The 20,059-nt window shown below is 34.4% G+C and carries 24 protein-coding genes and 2 pseudogenes; 23 read left to right on the plus strand and 3 right to left on the minus strand.

All coding sequences use genetic code 11. From position 1 onward, the window contains the following. Positions 1–17 precede the first annotated feature (17 nt). The 9 genes and pseudogenes from PSR14_RS05775 to PSR14_RS05815 all read left to right on the plus strand — a co-directional run bounded on the left by PSR14_RS05775 (position 18) and on the right by PSR14_RS05815 (position 4,690). Positions 18–731 carry a hypothetical protein gene (locus PSR14_RS05775; protein ID WP_113732850.1) on the plus strand — a complete coding sequence of 238 codons (714 nt, stop codon included), beginning with the start codon at positions 18–20 and terminating at the stop codon, positions 729–731. After that, complete coding sequence (locus PSR14_RS05780) at positions 731–946, plus strand: hypothetical protein (protein ID WP_038413184.1); 216 nt, start codon at positions 731–733, stop codon at positions 944–946. The genes PSR14_RS05775 and PSR14_RS05780 overlap by 1 nt, the downstream gene beginning before the upstream one ends. Beyond that, on the plus strand, positions 879–1,217 hold the full coding sequence (locus PSR14_RS05785) for a hypothetical protein (RefSeq protein WP_113732849.1): 339 nt from the start codon (positions 879–881) through the stop codon (positions 1,215–1,217). Before PSR14_RS05780 ends, PSR14_RS05785 begins: the two co-directional genes overlap by 68 nt. A gap of 93 nt (positions 1,218–1,310) precedes the next feature. Beyond that, entirely contained in the window at positions 1,311–2,264 is a 954-nt protein-coding gene (locus PSR14_RS05790) for a DnaD domain protein (protein ID WP_113732848.1), read from the plus strand. An 11-nt stretch (positions 2,265–2,275) separates the two neighbouring features. Continuing rightward, positions 2,276–2,755 carry a hypothetical protein gene (locus tag PSR14_RS05795; protein ID WP_196477848.1) on the plus strand — a complete coding sequence of 160 codons (480 nt, stop codon included), beginning with the start codon at positions 2,276–2,278 and terminating at the stop codon, positions 2,753–2,755. Continuing rightward, positions 2,748–2,978 carry a hypothetical protein gene (locus PSR14_RS05800; RefSeq protein WP_169509498.1) on the plus strand — a complete coding sequence of 77 codons (231 nt, stop codon included), beginning with the start codon at positions 2,748–2,750 and terminating at the stop codon, positions 2,976–2,978. Before PSR14_RS05795 ends, PSR14_RS05800 begins: the two co-directional genes overlap by 8 nt. A 23-nt stretch (positions 2,979–3,001) precedes the next feature. Next, a pseudogene (locus PSR14_RS05805) lies at positions 3,002–3,555 on the plus strand (hypothetical protein). A gap of 39 nt (positions 3,556–3,594) precedes the next feature. Continuing rightward, positions 3,595–4,029: a hypothetical protein gene (locus PSR14_RS05810; RefSeq protein ID WP_069355125.1), complete on the plus strand. Its 435-nt coding sequence runs from the start codon at positions 3,595–3,597 to the stop codon at positions 4,027–4,029. Positions 4,030–4,153: 124 nt separating this feature from the next. Then, positions 4,154–4,690, plus strand: coding sequence for a dUTP diphosphatase (locus PSR14_RS05815; RefSeq protein WP_065485656.1), 537 nt, complete (start codon positions 4,154–4,156; stop codon positions 4,688–4,690). A gap of 179 nt (positions 4,691–4,869) precedes the next feature. On the opposite strand, the gene PSR14_RS05820 is transcribed toward PSR14_RS05815, so the two are convergent. Further along, the gene (locus tag PSR14_RS05820; protein ID WP_069355126.1) at positions 4,870–5,340 is read right to left on the minus strand and encodes a hypothetical protein; all 471 of its coding nucleotides are present in this window, start codon (positions 5,338–5,340) and stop codon (positions 4,870–4,872) included. Positions 5,341–6,667: 1,327 nt separating this feature from the next. Here PSR14_RS05820 and PSR14_RS05825 point away from each other — a divergent pair. From PSR14_RS05825 to PSR14_RS05845, 5 genes and pseudogenes are all read left to right on the plus strand, one after another. Continuing rightward, entirely contained in the window at positions 6,668–6,880 is a 213-nt protein-coding gene (locus tag PSR14_RS05825; RefSeq protein WP_065485654.1) for a hypothetical protein, read from the plus strand. A 304-nt stretch (positions 6,881–7,184) separates the two neighbouring features. After that, positions 7,185–7,298 carry a DUF3983 domain-containing protein gene (locus PSR14_RS05830; RefSeq protein WP_113732895.1) on the plus strand — a complete coding sequence of 38 codons (114 nt, stop codon included), beginning with the start codon at positions 7,185–7,187 and terminating at the stop codon, positions 7,296–7,298. 290 nt (positions 7,299–7,588) lie between these two features. Beyond that, the gene (locus PSR14_RS05835; RefSeq protein WP_065485652.1) at positions 7,589–8,077 is read left to right on the plus strand and encodes an ArpU family phage packaging/lysis transcriptional regulator; all 489 of its coding nucleotides are present in this window, start codon (positions 7,589–7,591) and stop codon (positions 8,075–8,077) included. Beyond that, positions 8,074–8,577, plus strand: a pseudogene (locus tag PSR14_RS05840) (tyrosine-type recombinase/integrase). Before PSR14_RS05835 ends, PSR14_RS05840 begins: the two are co-directional and overlap by 4 nt. Before the next feature lie 250 nt (positions 8,578–8,827). Further along, positions 8,828–9,046: a hypothetical protein gene (locus PSR14_RS05845; protein ID WP_065485648.1), complete on the plus strand. Its 219-nt coding sequence runs from the start codon at positions 8,828–8,830 to the stop codon at positions 9,044–9,046. Positions 9,047–9,438: 392 nt separating this feature from the next. Here PSR14_RS05845 and PSR14_RS05850 read toward each other — a convergent pair whose 3' ends face one another. Next, positions 9,439–10,197, minus strand: coding sequence for an anthrax toxin lethal factor-related metalloendopeptidase (locus tag PSR14_RS05850; protein WP_233936032.1), 759 nt, complete (start codon positions 10,195–10,197; stop codon positions 9,439–9,441). A 1,199-nt stretch (positions 10,198–11,396) separates the two neighbouring features. Between PSR14_RS05850 and PSR14_RS05855 the strand changes: the two genes are divergently transcribed. The 7 genes from PSR14_RS05855 (at position 11,397) to PSR14_RS05885 (ending at position 16,379) form a co-directional block, all read left to right on the plus strand. Continuing rightward, a complete protein-coding gene (locus PSR14_RS05855; protein WP_169509500.1) occupies positions 11,397–11,672 on the plus strand; it encodes a hypothetical protein in 276 nt (91 codons plus the stop codon). Between the two features lie 117 nt (positions 11,673–11,789). Next, positions 11,790–11,927: a hypothetical protein gene (locus PSR14_RS05860; protein ID WP_169509495.1), complete on the plus strand. Its 138-nt coding sequence runs from the start codon at positions 11,790–11,792 to the stop codon at positions 11,925–11,927. A gap of 544 nt (positions 11,928–12,471) precedes the next feature. After that, on the plus strand, positions 12,472–12,780 hold the full coding sequence (locus PSR14_RS05865; RefSeq protein ID WP_113733190.1) for a hydrolase: 309 nt from the start codon (positions 12,472–12,474) through the stop codon (positions 12,778–12,780). A gap of 15 nt (positions 12,781–12,795) precedes the next feature. Continuing rightward, positions 12,796–13,131: an HNH endonuclease gene (locus tag PSR14_RS05870; RefSeq protein WP_065485642.1), complete on the plus strand. Its 336-nt coding sequence runs from the start codon at positions 12,796–12,798 to the stop codon at positions 13,129–13,131. Between the two features lie 121 nt (positions 13,132–13,252). Beyond that, positions 13,253–13,564, plus strand: coding sequence for a P27 family phage terminase small subunit (locus PSR14_RS05875; protein ID WP_069355130.1), 312 nt, complete (start codon positions 13,253–13,255; stop codon positions 13,562–13,564). Then, a complete protein-coding gene (locus tag PSR14_RS05880; protein ID WP_069355131.1) occupies positions 13,561–15,228 on the plus strand; it encodes a terminase TerL endonuclease subunit in 1,668 nt (555 codons plus the stop codon). The genes PSR14_RS05875 and PSR14_RS05880 overlap by 4 nt, the downstream gene beginning before the upstream one ends. A gap of 11 nt (positions 15,229–15,239) precedes the next feature. Beyond that, a complete protein-coding gene (locus PSR14_RS05885; protein ID WP_169509501.1) occupies positions 15,240–16,379 on the plus strand; it encodes a phage portal protein in 1,140 nt (379 codons plus the stop codon). Between the two features lie 134 nt (positions 16,380–16,513). Here the strand turns inward: PSR14_RS05885 and PSR14_RS05890 are convergent, their stop codons facing one another. Then, on the minus strand, positions 16,514–17,743 hold the full coding sequence (locus tag PSR14_RS05890; protein WP_098487274.1) for an IS110 family transposase: 1,230 nt from the start codon (positions 17,741–17,743) through the stop codon (positions 16,514–16,516). Positions 17,744–18,116: 373 nt separating this feature from the next. Here PSR14_RS05890 and PSR14_RS05895 point away from each other — a divergent pair, with 373 nt between their 5' ends. Next, the gene (locus PSR14_RS05895) at positions 18,117–18,899 is read left to right on the plus strand and encodes a head maturation protease, ClpP-related (RefSeq protein ID WP_113733266.1); all 783 of its coding nucleotides are present in this window, start codon (positions 18,117–18,119) and stop codon (positions 18,897–18,899) included. Between the two features lie 3 nt (positions 18,900–18,902). Next, a complete protein-coding gene (locus PSR14_RS05900) occupies positions 18,903–20,057 on the plus strand; it encodes a phage major capsid protein (RefSeq protein ID WP_086386850.1) in 1,155 nt (384 codons plus the stop codon). The last annotated feature ends 2 nt before the right edge of the window (positions 20,058–20,059 follow it).

The following is a 20,059-nucleotide window of genomic DNA, read 5'->3' on the forward strand; positions in this document are numbered from 1 at the left end:
GAAAAGGGGAAATAAAAATGACTATGACAAGAGAAGCAATTGAAAAGGTATTAGAGATTGGAACGATTGAAACACATAAAATCGGGGAACAAACTTATTCAACACAAAGATTACATCTTGTGCAAGAACCGACACCAGCAGAGATTACTGTTCGTAGTTTATCTGGTTTAGTAGGTTACGTGAAATCAGAATTTGACACAACAGAAGCTGTAATGATTCATATTGTAAACCCAACAACGGTAAGATGCTTTACTGCGGTTAATGGAGATAAGGCTAGAAGTACTTATATCGAAGCACAAGCATCCATTCCACGTTTTAATTTTGGAAGCTTTTATGACAGAGAAGAATTTAATATTGCATTGCAATCAGGTTTTGTACAAAACAATCATCGAGACATTGTTTTACAGGTAGTAGGTACGGTTGTAGAAAATGATGTTAAGGAAATTGGAGATGATGGTGTATCGCAAGCTGTAACAGTGAAAACAGGAGTTGCGAGTAGAGGGAATGCAAAAGTACCTAATCCAGTGCAATTAAGCCCGCATAGAACATTTGTTGAAGTGGAACAACCAGAAAGTAAGTTTGTGTTCAGAATGCGTGAAGGTGCACGTTGTGGTTTGTTTGAAGCTGATGGTGGGGCTTGGAAGTTAGAAGCGATGAATAACATTAAAGAGTATTTAAACGAAGCGTTGGCGCAAGAAATTGAGTCTAAAAAGGTGTTTGTTTTAGCCTAATGGATATTACAACGGTAGAAAGTACAACGAATGTCTGTATCTTTGGATTAGGGATTGTGATACTTGCGTATGGAGTTTATAAAGGTGGTACTTTCATTGAACAAAAGTTTGATGAAAGTGATCGCTTAGAAAGGGAGGCTTTAGATAATGGGAATAGAAAGCCGAGTTCTTTTGGAACATCTAGAAAAGGCTTTGGAATTAGAAGAGGAGCGTAGAGAGTGTATACAAAATCTGCATCTGTTATATAAACAAATGAACCAGGCAAATAAGGAAAGGAATAAAACTTTGTATCTTGAATTGCATAACGCTTATCAGAAGCAAAGTATAAGAGATTTAGAGATATCAAAGCAGTTATCAGCTATGTATTTTAAGAAACAGAAAAGTGATCGTGAAGCAGAAAGAGCAGAGGTTTTTCGTGTAGCAGATCGTCTTGAAAAGGTTGGTGGCAGAAAAGAAGTAGTTGAAAGAATTCGCAAGAATGCATAAGAGAAGAACCCGCTGCAACGGGTCCTAAAGAAAAAATAATAATACGTATTATAACAATTAATTGATGTTTTGAAAATAGGAGAGGTAGGAAATATGGGTATTTTTCGAGTGAAAAAGGATACAAATTATTCGGTTATACACAATACGCCTTTGCGCGATGAAAATTTAAGTTGGAGGGCAAAGGGGTTATTGGCTTACATGCTTTCTTTACCGGATGATTGGACATTTCATGCTACTGAATTAAGTCAACATGCCAAGGATAGCGAGAAAACAACAACAAGTACCCTAAAAGAGTTGAAAAAGGCAGGGTATTTGAAGAGATATCCAATCCAAAATTCAGAAACAGGGAAAATTTCACATTGGGAAACCATTGTTTATGAGTTACCAACCATAGATACCAAAAACCATAGGGTGGATAAACCACCTAGTGGTGAAACCACTGAGTGGAAAAGCTACCCTATGGATGAACCACATGATGGTGAAACCACCGAGTGGACGAACCACCCTATGGAAAAATGCCGACTACTAAATACTAATTCTTTACTAAGTACTAATAATATACAAAATACTAATTATTATCATGATGATAATAAAGAATCGAAATCACATGTATTAGTCGATGAAGAATTTAAGGTCAGTTATAACTTTTTAAAAAATGAAGGCATTCCATTAAGTGAAATTGCCATTACGGAATTAGGAGAGTTTTGTGATTCATTTGGTAGCGAATTAATTAAACATGCTGCTCACAAAGCCATTGATGAAAATAAACCAAAATGGAATTATATTAAGGCTATTTTGAAAAGCTGGGAAAAACAAAAAGTAAAAACACTAGATGATGTTGCTGCATTAGATAGACGCTTTGAAATGAGTAAGAACAAGCGATTGAATAGTTCGGGACCAGGTCGTTCAAATAGAAAAGAAATTGTTCCAGATTGGTTACGTGAAGATGTTGAGCCAACTAAAAAAGAAATTGAAAAGCAAAACTCGCAATCTATTGATGAAGAGCGTGAGAGATTGCAAGAAGTGCTAAACAAATATAAATCATAGGAGCGATTTACATGTTAAATCCATTTGAAGATGTAATTGGAGAAGAGTGTTATAAATGCGAAAATCCTTTTCCTGAGTCTGATATGAGTAAAATATATATTTCTGGTTTGGAAAGGACTTTATGCAAGCGGTGTAGAGAGCAGCTTGAACAGAAAGTAAAAGTGTTAGATTTTCGTGTCATTCATGACGTACTAAAGGAATTAATAACAGGATTCGGCCGCGAGAAAGTCCGTCAATTCGATTTAGTAACTGCAAAAAGATACATGATTGACAACGAAGTAGCTCTAACGATTGAAAAACGAGGAGGCAAGTTCAATCAAGAACCTTTAGGCGAATTTGTTTTCTTATCTACCGAAGAGTTAATTACAATCATCGAATTTTTAATGAGAAAAATGAATCCTACCCTATGGATGAATGCTGTGATAGGGAATGTGTTAGATCAACAAATGATTATTACGCTTTCACCGATAGAAGGTGAATCAAATGACTGAACAAATCACAATAGATCATGATTTTATTTACGAGCCACTCATAGATACATACATGGTGGATATTGTTACAGAATCAGGATTTAAATTAGAATTTTGTGAAGCTGAAACGAAAGAAGAAGCGGCGTTAAAAACTCGTGAAAAATATCGTAAGAATTATAGTTTTAAGATTCGTAGTATTGAAGTTTCGAATAGATCGTTAAAAGAAGTTCAAGAACTTAACTAACAATTGAATAGGAGAAGATACTCATGCAGAATCCATATGATTATTATATAACTCCAGAAGAATATGAGGCGGCTGCAAAGAATGGAATTAGTAATGAATTACTGACACGTAGGATTAGAAATTTGGGATGGGACAAAGAAATTGCAATGACAAAACCATCAAGATATAACGCAAATAGATGGAAAAACATTAAAGAAATAGCTTTGAAAAATGGTATCTCTCATTCAACTTATACAGCAAGAATAAAAAAAGGTTGGAGATTGATGCAATCAGTAAGCCACCTATAGATAAGTATCAAGCATTAAAATTGGCGGAACAAGCCAATTCAAAATGTAAAAACAAAGTGTTAACTGATGGACAAGCGGAACAAGCTGAATTAAATGGTATTAGTTATAGTACGGCACGTGACAGAGTTAAACGTTTGAAGTGGACTGTAGAAGAAGTCATAACAACTACAGTGTTAACACGATCAGAATGTGGAAAGAAGGCAAAAGAAGCTTCACTTTGGTCAAAGTTGGTTATTCCATCAAGAGAAGAAATGATGCAGCGCAGGAAGTTAACTTATATAGCTGATTAGTTTGGATTCATAAATCTTTAATTAGAGGAGAGATAGAAAATGAATTTACAGATTGATGAAAAGAAAGTAACTGCTGGTCAATGGGTTATATGCGAATTGAAGGATAACAAAGTTATTGCACAAGTGAAACGAGTGATTAAAGATACATTTAACAACAAAGTAGAGTTATGGGGAACATGGGGATGTGAAGGAGCGATACATGGTGATTGGGGCTACAATCATGCAAATAAATGTAGATACGCAACAGTAGAAGAGATCAACAAAGAAAGTTTAAGACGTGTATTTGCTCAAAAGGGACGGAGGCCGAATGAGTATCGTTCTGGTGATGTGGTAACTGATGATGTGTATACATCTCGTGTTTTACACGTAATAGCCGATAGAGCGACTGTACAAATCATGAACTCGCATCAAATATATGAGGTTGCGATAGAAAATTTAGAAATTCTATTCTTTGCTGAAGATATGGCTGGTTAAATCATGGGATTTGTAGTTTCAATATTATGTGTATTGGTGGTTATGATTGTCTTCAGATTGGTAGATAAGGTTAACAAAAGAAAGCGTTCAAATAAATAAGTTTCAAGAGTAGGAGAGAAATTACATGAAAAATCGATTTATTGATTTAACGGAACTATTCCAAATGCAAAGGGTTTTAGATAAGGATATCATAGCAAAACATAAAGAAAATTATGTTCGCTATGACATGCTGTATAACAAGGTTTATGCGCTAAAAAATGAAGTGAATGAAGCTTGGAATGCAACAAATTCTTTTAAAATGTGGTCCACAAAATTTGAGCAACCTAACGATACATTTTTAGAAGAAATGGTTGATATTTTACATTTTTGGTTGTCGGTTGCTATGGACTTTAAAATCAAAAATCTGCTTCGAACAATTTATATTACAGAAACTAAAATAAACGGTTTTAATAAAGCGTTCTTCCATATGGACAAGAACGTAAATCATCTTATTGGAAAAGCCGAATACAAGGACTCTATTGGTGCAAAAAGACCTTTAATAATGATGATGGATTCATTCTATAAAATTATTGAATTTGCAGGTTTTACATGGGATGACGTTGTGAGAGCGTATAAAGAAAAAAATCAAGAAAACTTTAATCGTCTTGTTGGTGGTTATTAACCCAATTTGAATTTTATACAAAAAAAGATGAATCAGCAATTGTTCTAGCTAATTCACTAGTTCTATCAATTCAAGTAATTTTCTTTTTATATGTAGTTATATCAAAGTTCTAAGAGACGAGTTAAAAAGATTCCAACAAGAATACAAAGAAAAATTAATATAGAGAGAATAAGGTTTTATTAGGTTAATGCTACAACAGCAAGAGTTAACCCCCAAGTATTTAATGAATCAGAATAAGGTCCTACATGAACAGTCAGTGTACTTGTTATACCTGAAGGTGTAGTAAAAATGGCGGGTGCTGATACAGAGGTATATCCTGCAGTGTATCCTAAAGAAGTGCCTGAGCCAATTAGGGCATTATTATTAAGATACATAGTGATACCTGCGAAATTGCCTCCGGGTTGAATCATTACTTGCACTTCATAGATTGCTAAATAGGTTCTTCCGCCTTCTAGCAAAACAGTTGTTGGTGGTGTGAATGAGATTGCCGTGCCATTAGAATGTACCACGGTATCTAGTGGAATTGCAGAATTTACAGAAACGATTGTTGGAGTAGTCTGAACAACGTTTAAACTGTTAGCTGTGGGAGATGGACAAGAGCAAGGACACGGTTTGTGAATTTTTGAGTTCTTATTATGTTGATCATTCACAAAGAATCAAACTCCTTTTTGTGTATCTATTTTATTTTTAATGCATTTATAAAGATAAACTGAATTGTGTTGGTGAGTCAGTTCTTAAAAATATTTGATATATGAGGGATCTCAAATTGCATTCAATACATATATATGAATGTTTTTTGAGAGCAGTACTGTAAATTAAAAACACAATAAAAGAGTGATTTTATACAGAAAAATAAAAGAACCCGCTAATGCTAAACGGATTCTTTTGTAACAGGAACACAAGGAACACCAGGAGGCTGGTCCAGAGCAATCTAGGTATTCACTTGGATGATGTTACTATATGTAAATGGGATAAAACGGTTCATGGAAATTAAACAAAATTCTTATTTAACAACAAATAAAAGGCGCATGTTATATGCACCCTTAGTACGGTAGATGAATGTCTTATGAGATGTAGAAATCTAAAAGATCGTAATCAGATTTTTACGAGTAAATTTTTAATATAGTATGCCTTACTTGGAATTATGGAGCCTGTCATCAAAGAATAAAGGTAAGTAGGAATTTTAATTTTGGAAAAGGAGCTAAAAAATCATGAAAGAACAAATTTAAAAAATTTTTACTTATCATCCACCGAAAGAGGGACAAACAGAGAAGTTTGTAGATATTAGAAATGAAGCTTTGCAATTCGCAAATTTGATAGATGGATCATACCCGAATAGTCGTGAAAAATCATTAGCTTTAACAAAACTTGAAGAAGCTGTTTTTTTGGCTAATGCAAACATTGCAAGAAATTAATTTTTAACAAAATCCTTATTTAGGTACAAAAAAGAGCACAATATATGTGCTCTTGAACAAGAAAGGTAGATTTCTATGAGTGGATGCCTCCATACAATAATATATGCTTGTCCAGTTAAAAGGTGAAAAGTTTTAATAAAATTTTTATTTGAACATTACAGAAACCCTTTTGAGAAAAGCGCTCTGAAGGTGAATGTACTGTAACGACTATTCAGATTAGTATATGTATGTTTTTTAACGTATGTGCAGTTTTATATAGGGTCTTTATTAGTGCATTTAAATGCTAAAAGAGCGCTCCTTATACCTAATTATAACGAAAGTGACGAACTCACATTATACAGAAAGGCACTATTATTGTATGTCAAAGTATAAGGTTAGTGAATGAATTTAGATAAAATTTTTATTTGAAAGTAAATAAAAAAAGAGCACACATATAAGTGTGCTCTTAGACTAAAAGGTTTGAACGTATGGACTGTGGAGTGCCCTACACAATAAGATATGCTTGTCTGATTAAAAGGTGAAAAGTTTTTATAAAAACGTTATTTTTGGGTGGATGGAGAGGATGAGACATACAAGAAATAGCCGAATGTTTACAGTGGATCACAAGAACTTTAAGTATTTAGCTAATAATAAAATTTCATTAATGCGTAAAATCGGCTATAGAGGATTAGACCCAATTTTCCAGTGGCACAGAGATTATCATGGTATAAATATTGTATCTTTTAACCGTAACGGTGATACATTTAAAACTTATGTGATAAAAGGGAGAAATTAAACAAAAACGCTATTTTGCACTTTGTAAATGATAAAGCAGCTAGCTCAATGAACTAACTGCTCGGCTCCTATATTAAAAAATGATGCTAAGTGTAAGGTTGATTCGTGACAAATGGAGCCTATGTCTATTATTAACGAAATATTGAATTTTATTCATTGGATATAAGAGAGTTTAAAAATAATCCTTGTGTAAGCATTAATGAATAGATACAATTCACATATTATATTTTTGAATGAATAGTATTAAATTAATTAAAACGATCCAAAATAGCTGTTAAGGGTATTTAAAGAGAAGGGTGGAAAATTTGGCTAGTTTGAAGAAAAAGAAATTAAAAAAAGCAATTGCTCGTCGTATAAAGGCTATACAAAAGGAAGAGAAAGTTAGACTAGATAAAGCTTGGGAAAACCTTTTTACATAGCCTAGCATCATGAAATGAATATAGTCCGGCTCGAAAACTAGAGGACACCGATTTTTAGAACAGCAATCAAGCTGCTTTAAGAAATGGTGTCCTCTTTCTTTTGTAAGTGGGATGGAAAAAATTCAAGAACTAAGAGGTCAATGACGTGAATGGGAAAAACAAACTAAACAAAAGAGAATTTTAGCACTTGTGAAATGGAGAGTTTAATGGGGATGTATAGACCTTGTTATGAACGAAGACGTGGAGCAATCAGACAAAAGTAATTTAAAAATAAAAGGGAGTGGTCTTACGTGACTATACAATTATCTTTTTTACCAAAAATCGATAGAGCAGCAACACAAGAGAAATTAGAAGGTATTTTGGAAAGTGTACGTATATATAAGCAGTTTGGAATGATGCGTAAGGAAATGAAAGTCACTCCTTCTTATGAAAGGAGAGAGCATGGTCCTACACATACAGTTGGCAAGCAGTTAGAGGATGTAGCGATTTCTAATATTCAACAAAGAAAACGTGAAGAATGGTTAGAGAAAATGGCATTTCGAGTTGAACAAGCATTAAGTCGATTCGGAAACAGTTCAGTTGGAAACAATCAGAGGGACATTATAGTTAAACGATATTTAGAAGATGAAGATGTATGCGATTATATGGTGTATAACGAAATTGGCATGAGTGAGCGTACGTATCGACGTATGAAAGCGAAAGCTTTCTATAAGCTTGCTTTTGCTCTTAGATTAGAAGTTTATGAGACAGAGAAGCAATACGCGGGGGATGACTTATGAATTTTGTCCAGTTTATACGTAATCCAGAGCAAATACAACAAATCAAAGAATATTTAAAGAAAAAGAATGCATGTAACTATATTTTGTTTGTAATGGGAATTAATACGGGTTTACGTATAAGTGATATTTTAAAACTAAAGGTTGGAGATTTAAAAGGTAATCATATCTCAATGTGTGAAATGAAGACCGGTATGCAGAAACGTATACAGATTACAGCGATGCTAAAGAGAGAGCTTCGATATTTCAATGAAAACAGAGAAGATGATAGTTTCTATTAAAAAGTAAGTAGGGGGGATCGTCTAATCGGCCGTAGTAAGGCATATAAGATACTAAGTGGAAAGGCAGCAGAATTGGGATTAGATGAAATAGGATTAGATGAAATAGGATCTTATACGTTAAGAAAGACGTCCAAGTATCACATTGACATGCAAACGAAAAACATGGCATTCTCATGTAGCTATTCAATCACTTGTCTACACTACGTTACAGGTGCAAACTAAGATGCAATGGATAAAGTGATGACTAGGTTTAAAATCTAATCATTGCTTTTTTCTATTTAAATCTATACAGTTACTCAGAAATTTTGTACTGTGTAACCCAAAAGAAAAAGTAGAATGAAATCAATGATACCAAGGGATTTGGTGAAAGGGTCAGTTACACACAATATAAGATATGGGTAACTGCAGGTATCGAGAAATCGAATGGTGTATATACATAAATATAAACTGTAAGGGGAGGTAATTGTGATTCATGTTAAATGAAGAACTATTAGAAGTAATCATTAAATATAAAAGGAATACGGGGAGAAATCCTGATATGTTAAAGTTGAACCCAACTTATTTTAGAAATATTTTAGAAGAATTGAATTATCCACATTGGATTATTAAAAAGAAAATGACAGAAATGAAAAAAAGTATATTTGGTGTACCAGTAGAAGTAACAGATACAGTGGAAAAATTTGAACTATGAAAAACAATGGCATAGTTGTGGCCGCTTTTTGGCAGAAAATGTGTCGGTTATTTTGGAAGTAATGTGTTATATTTGTATGGTGGGAAGTGTCGGAAAACACAACTCACGATGTTGGTATTAAAATTCTAAACGGTTCATAATGACGGTATCTAAAATCCGAAACCAGTTTTCGATGGTGCGAGATTGAATGTAGCCGTTGAATGGAAAGAGCATCTTGAAAGATGCTCTTTATTTTGTATATAGAAAAATACTAATTCGTGTAGTAATTATGTTTACAAAAAGAATGTTACTCAGTCATCTGATTTCTTTATTTAGAGTAAACAGGGAATCTTTGATGTGGGAGGAATGACTTGGAAAAGAGTTGTATCGCTAATACATGTGCATGGATACAATTATAAACGAAGAGGTAGTTTTTGTATGAACTCGTAGGTATAAGGAGCGCGTGTTTTTAAAGTTTCATGGGTAGAACTATTCAAGTAATAGTAGGCATAGGCTTCAGCAAAATATTCCTCTGGATAGTAGTAATAGGAACTGTTGGAAAAGGAATTATATTCACGACTATGAATTCTTAAGAATTCTTGTGAATAGCTAATGTTTTGGAATACATAACGATCAATAGCGTGAGCTGTTTCGTGTAATTCAAGATTGATTGAAGTATGCATATTACCGTAATTACTATATCCTATACGAGCAACAACAGGATTCCCGCCAATACCTGGAACAGAGTCCCAGGTATAGCCTGTACCTTCCCAGCCTCTAGGGATTTGTCCTCTTAAATAAGAATATTCGGGTAAATAAGTGATTGGAAAGTTAATGAGTTTAATACGAATATTTTTATGGTAAAGAGCATATAGAGTTTTGCTATCAATGTTGCTAATACGCTGTATCATATTGGTGGCTTCTTGTTGATTATAGTTGCCGGAAGTTTGGACGATGATAAGTTGTTGAGGAAGATTCGCCGGTGATGGTGTGTGCAGTTTTAGGAAACCCGGAAGGGTGGATGGAAAGAAAGGAGAGGTAGAGACAGAGGGATTCGTTGTATTTTTACCAGAAATGATAGGTTGTCCTTTTTGAGCGCTCACACTAATCGAGGGTATAATTAGGAATAATGAGAAACATAAGACAGTTAAGAGCAATTTTTTGAATTTCATAGTTATTCATCCTTTGAAAGTAATTTATATCCATAGTATTATATTATGAAGTTTAGATAATGGTGATAGGAATGTAATCGTTATTTTTATATGTAAAGAGGAAAAGAAAAAATAGGGATGAAGTTATTGGAGAATTATAGTTTTTTCGTATGTTCTCACACAATGCTAATGTGCAAGATAAGTCTATAGCTTGCTATAAAAAAGAGAGCTACATGGTCTGTATAAGACAAGTCATGTAGCTCTGGAAGTGAGTAGGAGGACAAGTGAGTTTTTACGTCCTCGCAGAAATTTAATTAGGGTATATGTATTTTAACATGCAGGGCTTGTAGTGAGGAGAGAAAAGTGTTCTGTAATAAAGGACAAAAAATAGATAGTTGAATATAGGATTGTATGGTATTTTAAATTAGGTAAATGATGGCGGAAACCACTTTTACAATATATGTATAAGCAGATTTACGGGCATCCATTGTAATTCGGAAGAGCTTTTGCTCTTCTTTCAGCCGCTAAGTTTTAGACATGAATGTATAACCGGGAAAGTTAAACATATATGCTTAGCGGTTGAAAGAGGGGCTAAATAATACATAATGTTAGATTAAGTTTTTAGGGTAATTTTTTAATAATAAGTACATGCAGTACAAGTTGTACTAGAAGAGAGCGCTTTTATTATTGAGGTGCTTTTTTTTATAGGATTTATAATGAGGTGATGGATGAAGGAGGTAAAAGATGTATGAAGGAATGAAGAATGCAAAGATATAGATGTGTGGTAGGTTAATTTTGGGATAAGGGATACCCATTCGCATTCTTCACCCTTCTGAAAGAAATGTTGGAGGAAAACAGATGAATTGTAACTGCTTACTAAGTTAAGGGTCTGAAATAAACAGTAGACAGCGTCAGTTTTCCAACCATTTTTAGTATATGCAGAAAATGGTTTTTAAAACCAAAAATAATGTGTTGTCTAGAACTTTTTTCTAAGAATAAGCATATAATGAAGCATCGGACAACACTTATTGATAGTGCTTTTCCAAAGACCTTCCTTTCTATATAAATGATGCAAGAGCAGCTATTCCCTTGGTTGCTCTCTTTTTACGTCCATATGTACTTTTATAGAAAGAGGCATAGATATGAAAAATGGGCATATAAAGTATATAGAAAATATATGATAAATTGGTTATTTTGACAAAGTAAGGAGTGGGATACGGATGGGCAGTTTGTCTAAAATTATTTTATCAAATGGGAAAGAATATATTGTATCGATTCAGCTTGGTTCCCTCATTGGAAAGACACTTGTAAATGGTGAGGGAGAATTTCTTAATACTTTTGTTGCGTTACCTCATATAGATGTGGAAACAGGAAACGAAATGCAAGTTGCTTTAAATCCGCGGTATATAGTAGCGATTGAAGAGTCTAATATAAGAATGCAACCTCATATACCTTCAGCATTTAGAATTGAAAAAATAAATAAGGATTTAGAGTGAAAGTATCCATTCGGATGTTTTTGTTTATTTTGTAGAAGGTATGTATGAAGTGAATAAAATAAGAACAAGCAATTATAATCAGCACATTCACTTTGATGTTGGGACCAGGTTTTGTAAATGAATAATATCGATAAAAAGAAATTAGAAAGTGTTATTCCGATCTTTAACAAAACGGAAAATACAACGCTAAAACAAAGAAGAGAAGCGTTGGTTTGTTTACTTGATAGAACAATGGATGAATTTCTGAAAGAATAGTAAAAAAGGAACAGTTACCTCATCAACTGAGGATGATAAGTAACTGTTCAAATAGAGAAACAGAAAGGTTTGATATAACTTGTATATGATATCAAATATGGTTAAGAGATTTTTATTATAACATGAGGAAGATAAAAATGAATGTATAAAAATTCCTTTGCTAAAGGTCAAAAAATATATAAATGTCAAGATGGTTAAAGGTTTTATGCATTGTGGATGTAAAGCAGAATATGTAAAGAATGGAAAAGGAATAAAGAACGACTGTATAATTGTAACAAAAGAAAATATGGTTTAGTTTTAATATGATTTACACAGTACGTTCCTTATCCTTCATGAAGTGACTACACGGATGAAGGATATACATTATTCATACATTTCAAAGGTGTGGAATAGCTAATTGGGGTCATTCAATGTACAAGTCATAGTGCATGTCCTTCATCCACTCTTATTGTTCACTTGTTTTGGTTATGTATACCAAAAAAGGGAATATAAATTAGTAAATGACCAAATAGTGGTTTAATGGTTAAAATAAGGAGTGGAGAAGATGGTGCAAATGGAAAAAGAGGTACAAAAGAAGATTGATGCGCTTGGTCTGCGTCCTTTGGACGATGCAATTTATCATAGGTACTTTAAAAATCGAATAGTAGTAGGAATTGGTGAACTGCAATTTAAATATTATAAAATGTATGGCCAACAGCCTATGTTCTATTCAATGTCCCATCTTATGGATTCGACAATAGAAGAATTACTAAAAAATGATGAAAAGAATAACAAACAATTCAATCCTTCCTTTTTTATGAGATTAAAAAGAAGGATTGATAGGTGGTTGTTCAGAGGAGTAGTTCGAAAGTAGAGTGATAAAGAGGGAATGAGGGAATATAAAACCAAACAACAGAAGCGTAAGTTCTATGACAGTGGTGAGTGGAAGTGTATACGAGAGCAAGTAAAGAAGAGAGACAATAGTGAGTGTCAGGAATGCAAGCGCAACGGTCACGTTCAAACAGATACCAATGAGTATAGTGAGAGCGCCAAGCGTAAGAAGATACAGCTCGTTGTCCACCATATAAAAGAACTAGAACATCATCCTGAACTTGCGCTTGATATGGATAACCTTGAAACAGTTTGTGTTAATTGTCATAACAAAGAACACGGAAGAATGTACGAAAAGAAACAAAATAAATGGGAACATGATGAAAAGTGGTAAAAATGATTCGAAAACAGTCCCCCCCCTTAAAATATTTCATCAAAAAATGTTCTAAGGGGCACCGGAGGAGGGGGTTAACTGTCAGGTTTTTTCGGAAATACGCGCGTAAGGGGGGGGGTAGATGGCTGTTAGTATTGTAAGGGTAAAGGAACAGTTAATGAATAGTATTGATACGACAGATTTAGTTGAAGTTGAAAAGGTGGAACGCTATATTGATCTAGTTAAAGCATTTCGAAAAATTAATAAAACGATAACGAAAGAAGGGGAATCCGTAACAATTAAAAATGGAACCCAAGTTTTCGTTAAGGCCCACCCTCTTATAAGTGAGAGGAATAAAATTAACAGTTCTTTAATTGCGTTAGGGAGAGATATAAAGTTTGTTGTTAAGAATACTATCCCTGATACAGGATATAACAAAAGTGATCTTACATGATTAAGCAAAAATATGTAGAAGAATATATTGAACTTTATCGAAGTGGGAAAGTGAAGTTCAATAAAGAAAGAGAACTGTTAATTGGATATCTAGAAAAATACGTTTTAAATAGAGACGATTTGTATTTTGATGATGAAATGATTGAGGATTGTATTAACTTCGGTGAGAAGTGGTATTTTCCGTTACAATCATTTCAGAAATTCTTAATAGCATTCGTTTTTTTGTTTTATAAGAAAAATGGACGCGTATTTTATCGGAAATTCCTATGGATGTTAGGACGTGGTGGCGGTAAAAATGGTCTGATATCTGTAATTATTCACTTTTTAATTAGTGAATTGCACGGTATTCCAGAGTATAACATCTCTGTTGTTGCGAATAGTGAGGAACAAGCGAAAACAAGTCCTGACGAAGTGCATAAATGCGTAAAGAAAAATGAGGTTTTACAGAGAGCGTTTAAAACCACATTAACTCAAACTGTTTCAAAGGCTACTGAAAGTATACTAAAGTTTAGAACTTCCAACGGGGATACAAAAGACGGTTTGCGTGATGGTGCAGTTGTATTTGATGAAATACATCAATATGAAAGCAATAAAGATGTCCGCGTCCACATCAGCGGGTTGGGAAAAAAGAAAAATCCGCGCGAATTTTACATTGGTACAGATGGATATGTACGAGATGGATTTTTAGATAAGTTAAAAGAAAAGGCAATGAAAATTTTAAATGGTGAAGCGCGTCCTAATGCTGTATTTCCTTTTATCTGTAAGCTTAATGATGAAAAAGAAGTCGATGATATTGATAATTGGGAAATGGCGAATCCAATGCTATCTCAGCCTTTAAGTGAGTACGCTGAAGGTTTACTTGAAACGATAAAAGAAGAGTATGAGGATTTAGAGGATGATCCAAGTAACAGAGAAGAGTTCATGACAAAGCGAATGAACTTACCTGTTACAAATTTAGAACGATCTGTTGCTAAATGGTCAGAAATTATCGCTACAAATCGTCCATTTCCTGATTTATATGGCCAAGAATGTATTGGAGCGTTGGACTTTGCGAGTATGCGAGACTTTGCTGCATGTGGGCTCTTGTTTAGAAAAAATGGCGATTATATTTTTAAAACACATTCATTTGCGCGTAAGGAATTTGTTGATATTTACTATGGCTATTCAAAAAAAGCTGGTGAATATAAAAAGCAAAAGTTCGCGCCAATTAAAGATTGGGAAGAACAAGGACTGTTAACAGTTGTGGATGAACCAACTATTAATCCTCAGCATATTGTTGATTGGTTTGTAGAAATGCGTGATAATTATGGGCTTAAAAAAATTATAGGAGATAATTTCAGGTTAGAAGCTATAAAACCGTTGTTAATAGCTGAAGGTTTTGAAGTTGAAATTATAAGAAATCCTAAAGCGATTCATAGCTTATTAGCGCCGCGAATTGAAATGGCCTTTGCGAATAAACAAATTGTTTTTGATGATAATCCTCTTATGCGTTGGTATACACAAAACGTATTGGTTGTTATTAAAAATGATGGAAATAAAGTATACGAAAAGAAAGAGCCTGTTCGTAGAAAAACTGATGGATTCCAGTGTTTTGTCCATGCTCTTTATAGGGCTGATGAGATACGAGAATCAACAGAATTCCTAATAGGCGATATTAAATTCTAATACAGGGGGTGATGACAATTGGATGGATCAGTGATGTTTTAAACAAAAATAAGGAAATTGCATTTATGTTTGATGTAGATATGTTCATTGATACAGCAAACAGAGTCCACATGAAGCGACTGGCGATTGATACCTGTATATCCTTTTTAGGAAGAACAATTAGTCAATCAGAATTTAGGGTTAAAAATGGTGAAGTATTTGAAAAAAATGAACTTTACTATCGCTTAAATGTTCGACCAAATAAGAATATGACAGCAAGTACATTTTGGGAAAAATTCATTCAGAAGCTTGTTTATGATAATGAGTGTTTAGTTATCCAAGCTGATGATGGTGATCTACTTATTGCTGATGATTTTGAACATAACGAATATGCCGTGTTTGAAGATACTTTTACGAATGTCACAGTAAAAGATTATCAGTTTAAAAGAAGTTTTAAACAAAGTGAAGTTATTCATTTGAGATATCGAAATGATAAGTTATCACCACTTATTGATGGACTCTTTGCGGACTATGGTGACTTATTTGGAAGAATTTTAAGTTCTCAGAAACGAAAAAATCAAATTCGTGGCACAGTTGATATGGATATGATTGGTGCTAAAACACAAGAACAGGTCGATAAGTTACAAAAATTTATAGATGACATGTATCAAGCAATCGGTAAGAAAGATATTGCTATTGTTCCGCAACAAAAAGGGATTGAGTACAAAGAAGTTTATAATGGTTCTGCTAACGGCCCTAGTGTGGAGGAAATAAATAAAGTAACGAATGGTTTTTTAAATCAAGTAGCAATGGCGATGGGAATATCTACAGCTTTAATATATGGCGAAATGGCTGATGTTGAGAAGCAAACGAAAAACTACATGAATTTCACAGTAAAACCTTTGTTAAAAAAGATTTCTGATGAAGTAAACGTTAAATTCTTTGAAATGAATGAGTATCTTGAAGGGCAAAGGGTTGAGGTTAAATCTATTTCTTATCAGACTATATTTGAGCTTGCGGAAAGTATCGATAAGCTCATTTCTTCAGGTGCTTTTAAAGGTAATGAAGTGAGATTAGAAGCTGGTTATGAAGTTTCTGATGATCCAAACTTAAATAAACATTACATTACGAAAAACTACGCTGAAATGAACGCTGGAGAAGACCTGCGGTAGTATGTCAACTTAGAAATAACAAAGTTTAAAGTTGTCAAAGGTCAATTTGTTTAAAAAAGGCATCACAAAACTAAACCAGTAACGAATGTAATTTACTGGAAAATAATGAAAGGTAGCGATGACAAAATTTTATGTCATTCTTTCACACACCTTCCAGGCGTAAAAAGTTGGTGGCTACGTAGTAGCGCATCCACCAATCGCACAAATTTTCTTGCGGTTAGAACGAGTGCACGTTTGTGTTGATGTTTTGGTACTTCATTATATTTTTTCACGTAATACTCTTGATAATCTGATACATGCTTTCTTACTGAATTGGCGGCTTCAACTAAGTAATAACGCAAGTAATGATTACCTGTACGGGATAATGAAGTATCTTCGGCTGTAAAACGACCGGATTGGTGCTTTCGCCAGTATAATCCAGCGTATTTGGCTATTTTTGTTTCATCGTCAAATCTTTCGATTTGGCCAATTTCAGCAATGATACCGGCAGCGAAAACAGGGCCTACTCCAGGAATAGATTCAAGTGTTTGGGTCAAACCAGCCATGATTTTTTTAATAGACTTTTCTAATTCCTTGATTTGCTGTTGAAACGTACGAATGACTGCGATGGATGTACCTAAGATGACATCTATTGAATCTTCTACAACCTTATCCAAGCGATAAGAAACTTTCACAGCTTTGTGAATGGATGCTGCTACGCATTTTGGATCACCAAAACGGTTTCGACTTTTTTTCTGTAGGAACTCAGCGAGTTCTTCTAAAGGCATATTAGCGAGTTCCTCTAAGCTGAATTTTTCAAGAAATAGTTCTGTCATGGCGCTACCGAATACGGAAGTATCCACCTCTTGTGAAAATGTATTACATTTAAAACTTAGGTGTTGAAGAAAGTGTTGTTTTTCTTTCGTTAACATTTTGACAAGTTGGTATCGTGATCGAGTTAATTGCTGCAGTGCCACGTACTGGCTTTCTTTTACGATAGACATTTGATTACGGCCAAATCGTAAGTAATCAGCAATGACAAAGGCATCAATCTCATCGGTTTTATTCATGTCAGAATAACTTTTCTTAAAATTTGCGACTTGCTTTGGGTTTAGGAGAAATACTTTTGCTCCAAAACGCTGTAAATCTATATCATGGTGAAGAAACATAGAAGGATGAAAGCTGTAAACAGAGGTGGATTCTAGACCAATCTTAAGGATGTCGACCTCTTTACCTGCAACACACTGTAATAATTTTTCTTTGAGTGTAGTAGCTCCCGGTAGGTCATTACTGACCGAAAAAGAATCCAGTTTTTCTCCATCACCATTTAAAAAGCAAACTTTCATATCAAACGAACTTACATCTAAACCAACAAATAATCTCATGTAAGAGACCTCCCTTCTATATTAGAATCATTTCTTGGACGTCTCGAGATATCTCTAGTGTGTACGCCGACCAACAACCTCGTGTATGAGAGCTAGTCCTGAATCGAAAGCCGCCCTAGAGCTACTATCATCTAGGTTCGAGGGTCAGGCTGCTCAGCCTGCGAGTAGGGAGTCCCGCACGTTCACTGAGAAACACTCTTCAAATGTGGTAAATCCACAGGAGGTGAAAGAATTGTCCCAAATGATCCTAAAATCATTATCTAGAAATATCTTGGGACGTCCAAGTATTTTTATTTATAGGGCTCTTATTAAGAAGAAAATCTAAGCCTGTAATAGGGCTTAAATATTAATATACGAGGAGGTGAGAATACAAATGACGGTGAAAATTGACGTGAAAGGACCAATAATTTCAAATGATGAAGCTTGGATTTATGATTGGTTTGAAATGGATGCTGCAAGCCCAGGTAAAATTTTAAAAGAACTAACTAATGCCAACGGTGAGGATTTAATTGTATCGATTAACAGTCCCGGTGGTTATGTGCACGAAGGATCAGAAATTTATACAGCGCTGAAAAATTATCCTGGTCATGTGGAAGTTCAAATTGTCGGTTTGGCTGCAAGTGCAGCTTCTGTTATTGCGATGGCTGGTGATAAAGTCCGAATTTCACCTACAGCACAAATTATGATTCACAATGCTTCTATGTGGAATGGTGGAGATCATTGTGATATGGAAAAAGCTGCTGAAATGTTGAAAACGACTGATCGAGCAATTGTAAACGCCTATATCATTAAAAGTGGTAAATCAGAAGAGGAACTACTTCATATGATGGCTGAAGAAACTTGGATGGGTCCACAACAAGCATTAGAAAATAATTTTGTGGATGAAATCATGTTTATGGATAATCAGGTTAAAATGACAGCGTCAGCTTCTACTGCTGCCATGCTTCCACAAAAGGTAATCGATGGTTTTAGAAATGGAACAATGAACAAAAGCCAAGGGATTACAAAAGAAGATTTAAATGCAGCGTTATCAGGTTTGAAAAATGAAATTTTGAATGATTTACAAACGAATACAAATCCAAAAGAGCCTATTCAAAAGCCTGTTCATACAAAACAGAATTTGAGTACGCTCTTTTTAACTTTAGGAGGAAAATAAAATATGGTTATTAAGTTTAATAATTTTGAAGAGAAGAAACTAGCTTTCGCGAAAGCAACACAAGAAGGTACAGCGGAAGAACAATCAGCAGCGTTAAATTCCATGATTGAAGCACTTGCTACCGATGTTCGTTCAGATATTTTAAATCAAGTGAATGAATCAATGGTAGATCGTTCTATTATGCAATCTCGCGGTGCTAATGTACTAACAAGTGAAGAAATGAAGTTCTTTAATGCCGTTGTTGAAGAGGGTGGCTTTAAATCTACTGAAACTTTACCTAAAACAACACAAGAGAGAATTTTTGATGATTTAGTTCAAGGTCATCCGTTACTAGAGCATATCGGTTTAGAGAATTTAGGAGCCGTGACAGAATTTATTTATGGAGATCCAGAGGGCGCAGCTGTATGGGGACCTTTATTTGGTGATATTAAAGGGCAATTAAATGCTACATTCCGAAAAGAATCTATTACTCAACTGAAATTAACGGCATTTATTCCATTAGCGAATGATATGTTGAAGCTTGGTCCAGTATGGGTGGAACGATATGTTCGTACTATGATTACAGAAGCAATGTCAGTAGGTTTAGAACGTGGTTTTGTAGCTGGTACGGGTAAAAATGAACCTATTGGATTATTAAAGGACACTAGTGGAAGTGTTACGAATGGAGTATACCCAGATAAAAAAGTTGCTGGAACTTTAACTTTTGAGCCTGGTCGTAAAACAATTAATGAATTAAAAGGCGTGGTCAAATTATTGGCTAAAAAATTAAATCCTGATGGTAAAACCGATGCAGATCGTCCGAAAAATATTGCTGGTAAAGTAGTTATGGTAACAAACCCATTCGATACTTTTGATATTCAAGCAAATGCTACGATTCAAAATGCGGCAGGTGTATATGTAACGAGCTTACCTTTTAATCCAATCCCAACAGAATCTGTATTTGTACCTCAAGGACAAGTGGTTTTCTTTGTTAAAGGGGAATACATTGCAGCGATGGGTGGAACAGAGCCAATCAAGAAGTATGAAGAAACATTAGCTTTAGAAGATGCAACTGTTTATATTGCTAAACAATATGCTACAGGTAAACCGAAGGATAAATACACTTCACAAGTTTATACATTAAAGCTTGAAGAAGTAACCCCACCAACACAAGGGTGATG

The sequence above is a fragment of the Bacillus sp. A01H genome, assembly GCF_045277205.1.
In the GTDB taxonomy this organism is placed as follows: Bacteria; Bacillota; Bacilli; order Bacillales; family Bacillaceae_G; genus Bacillus_A; species Bacillus_A paranthracis.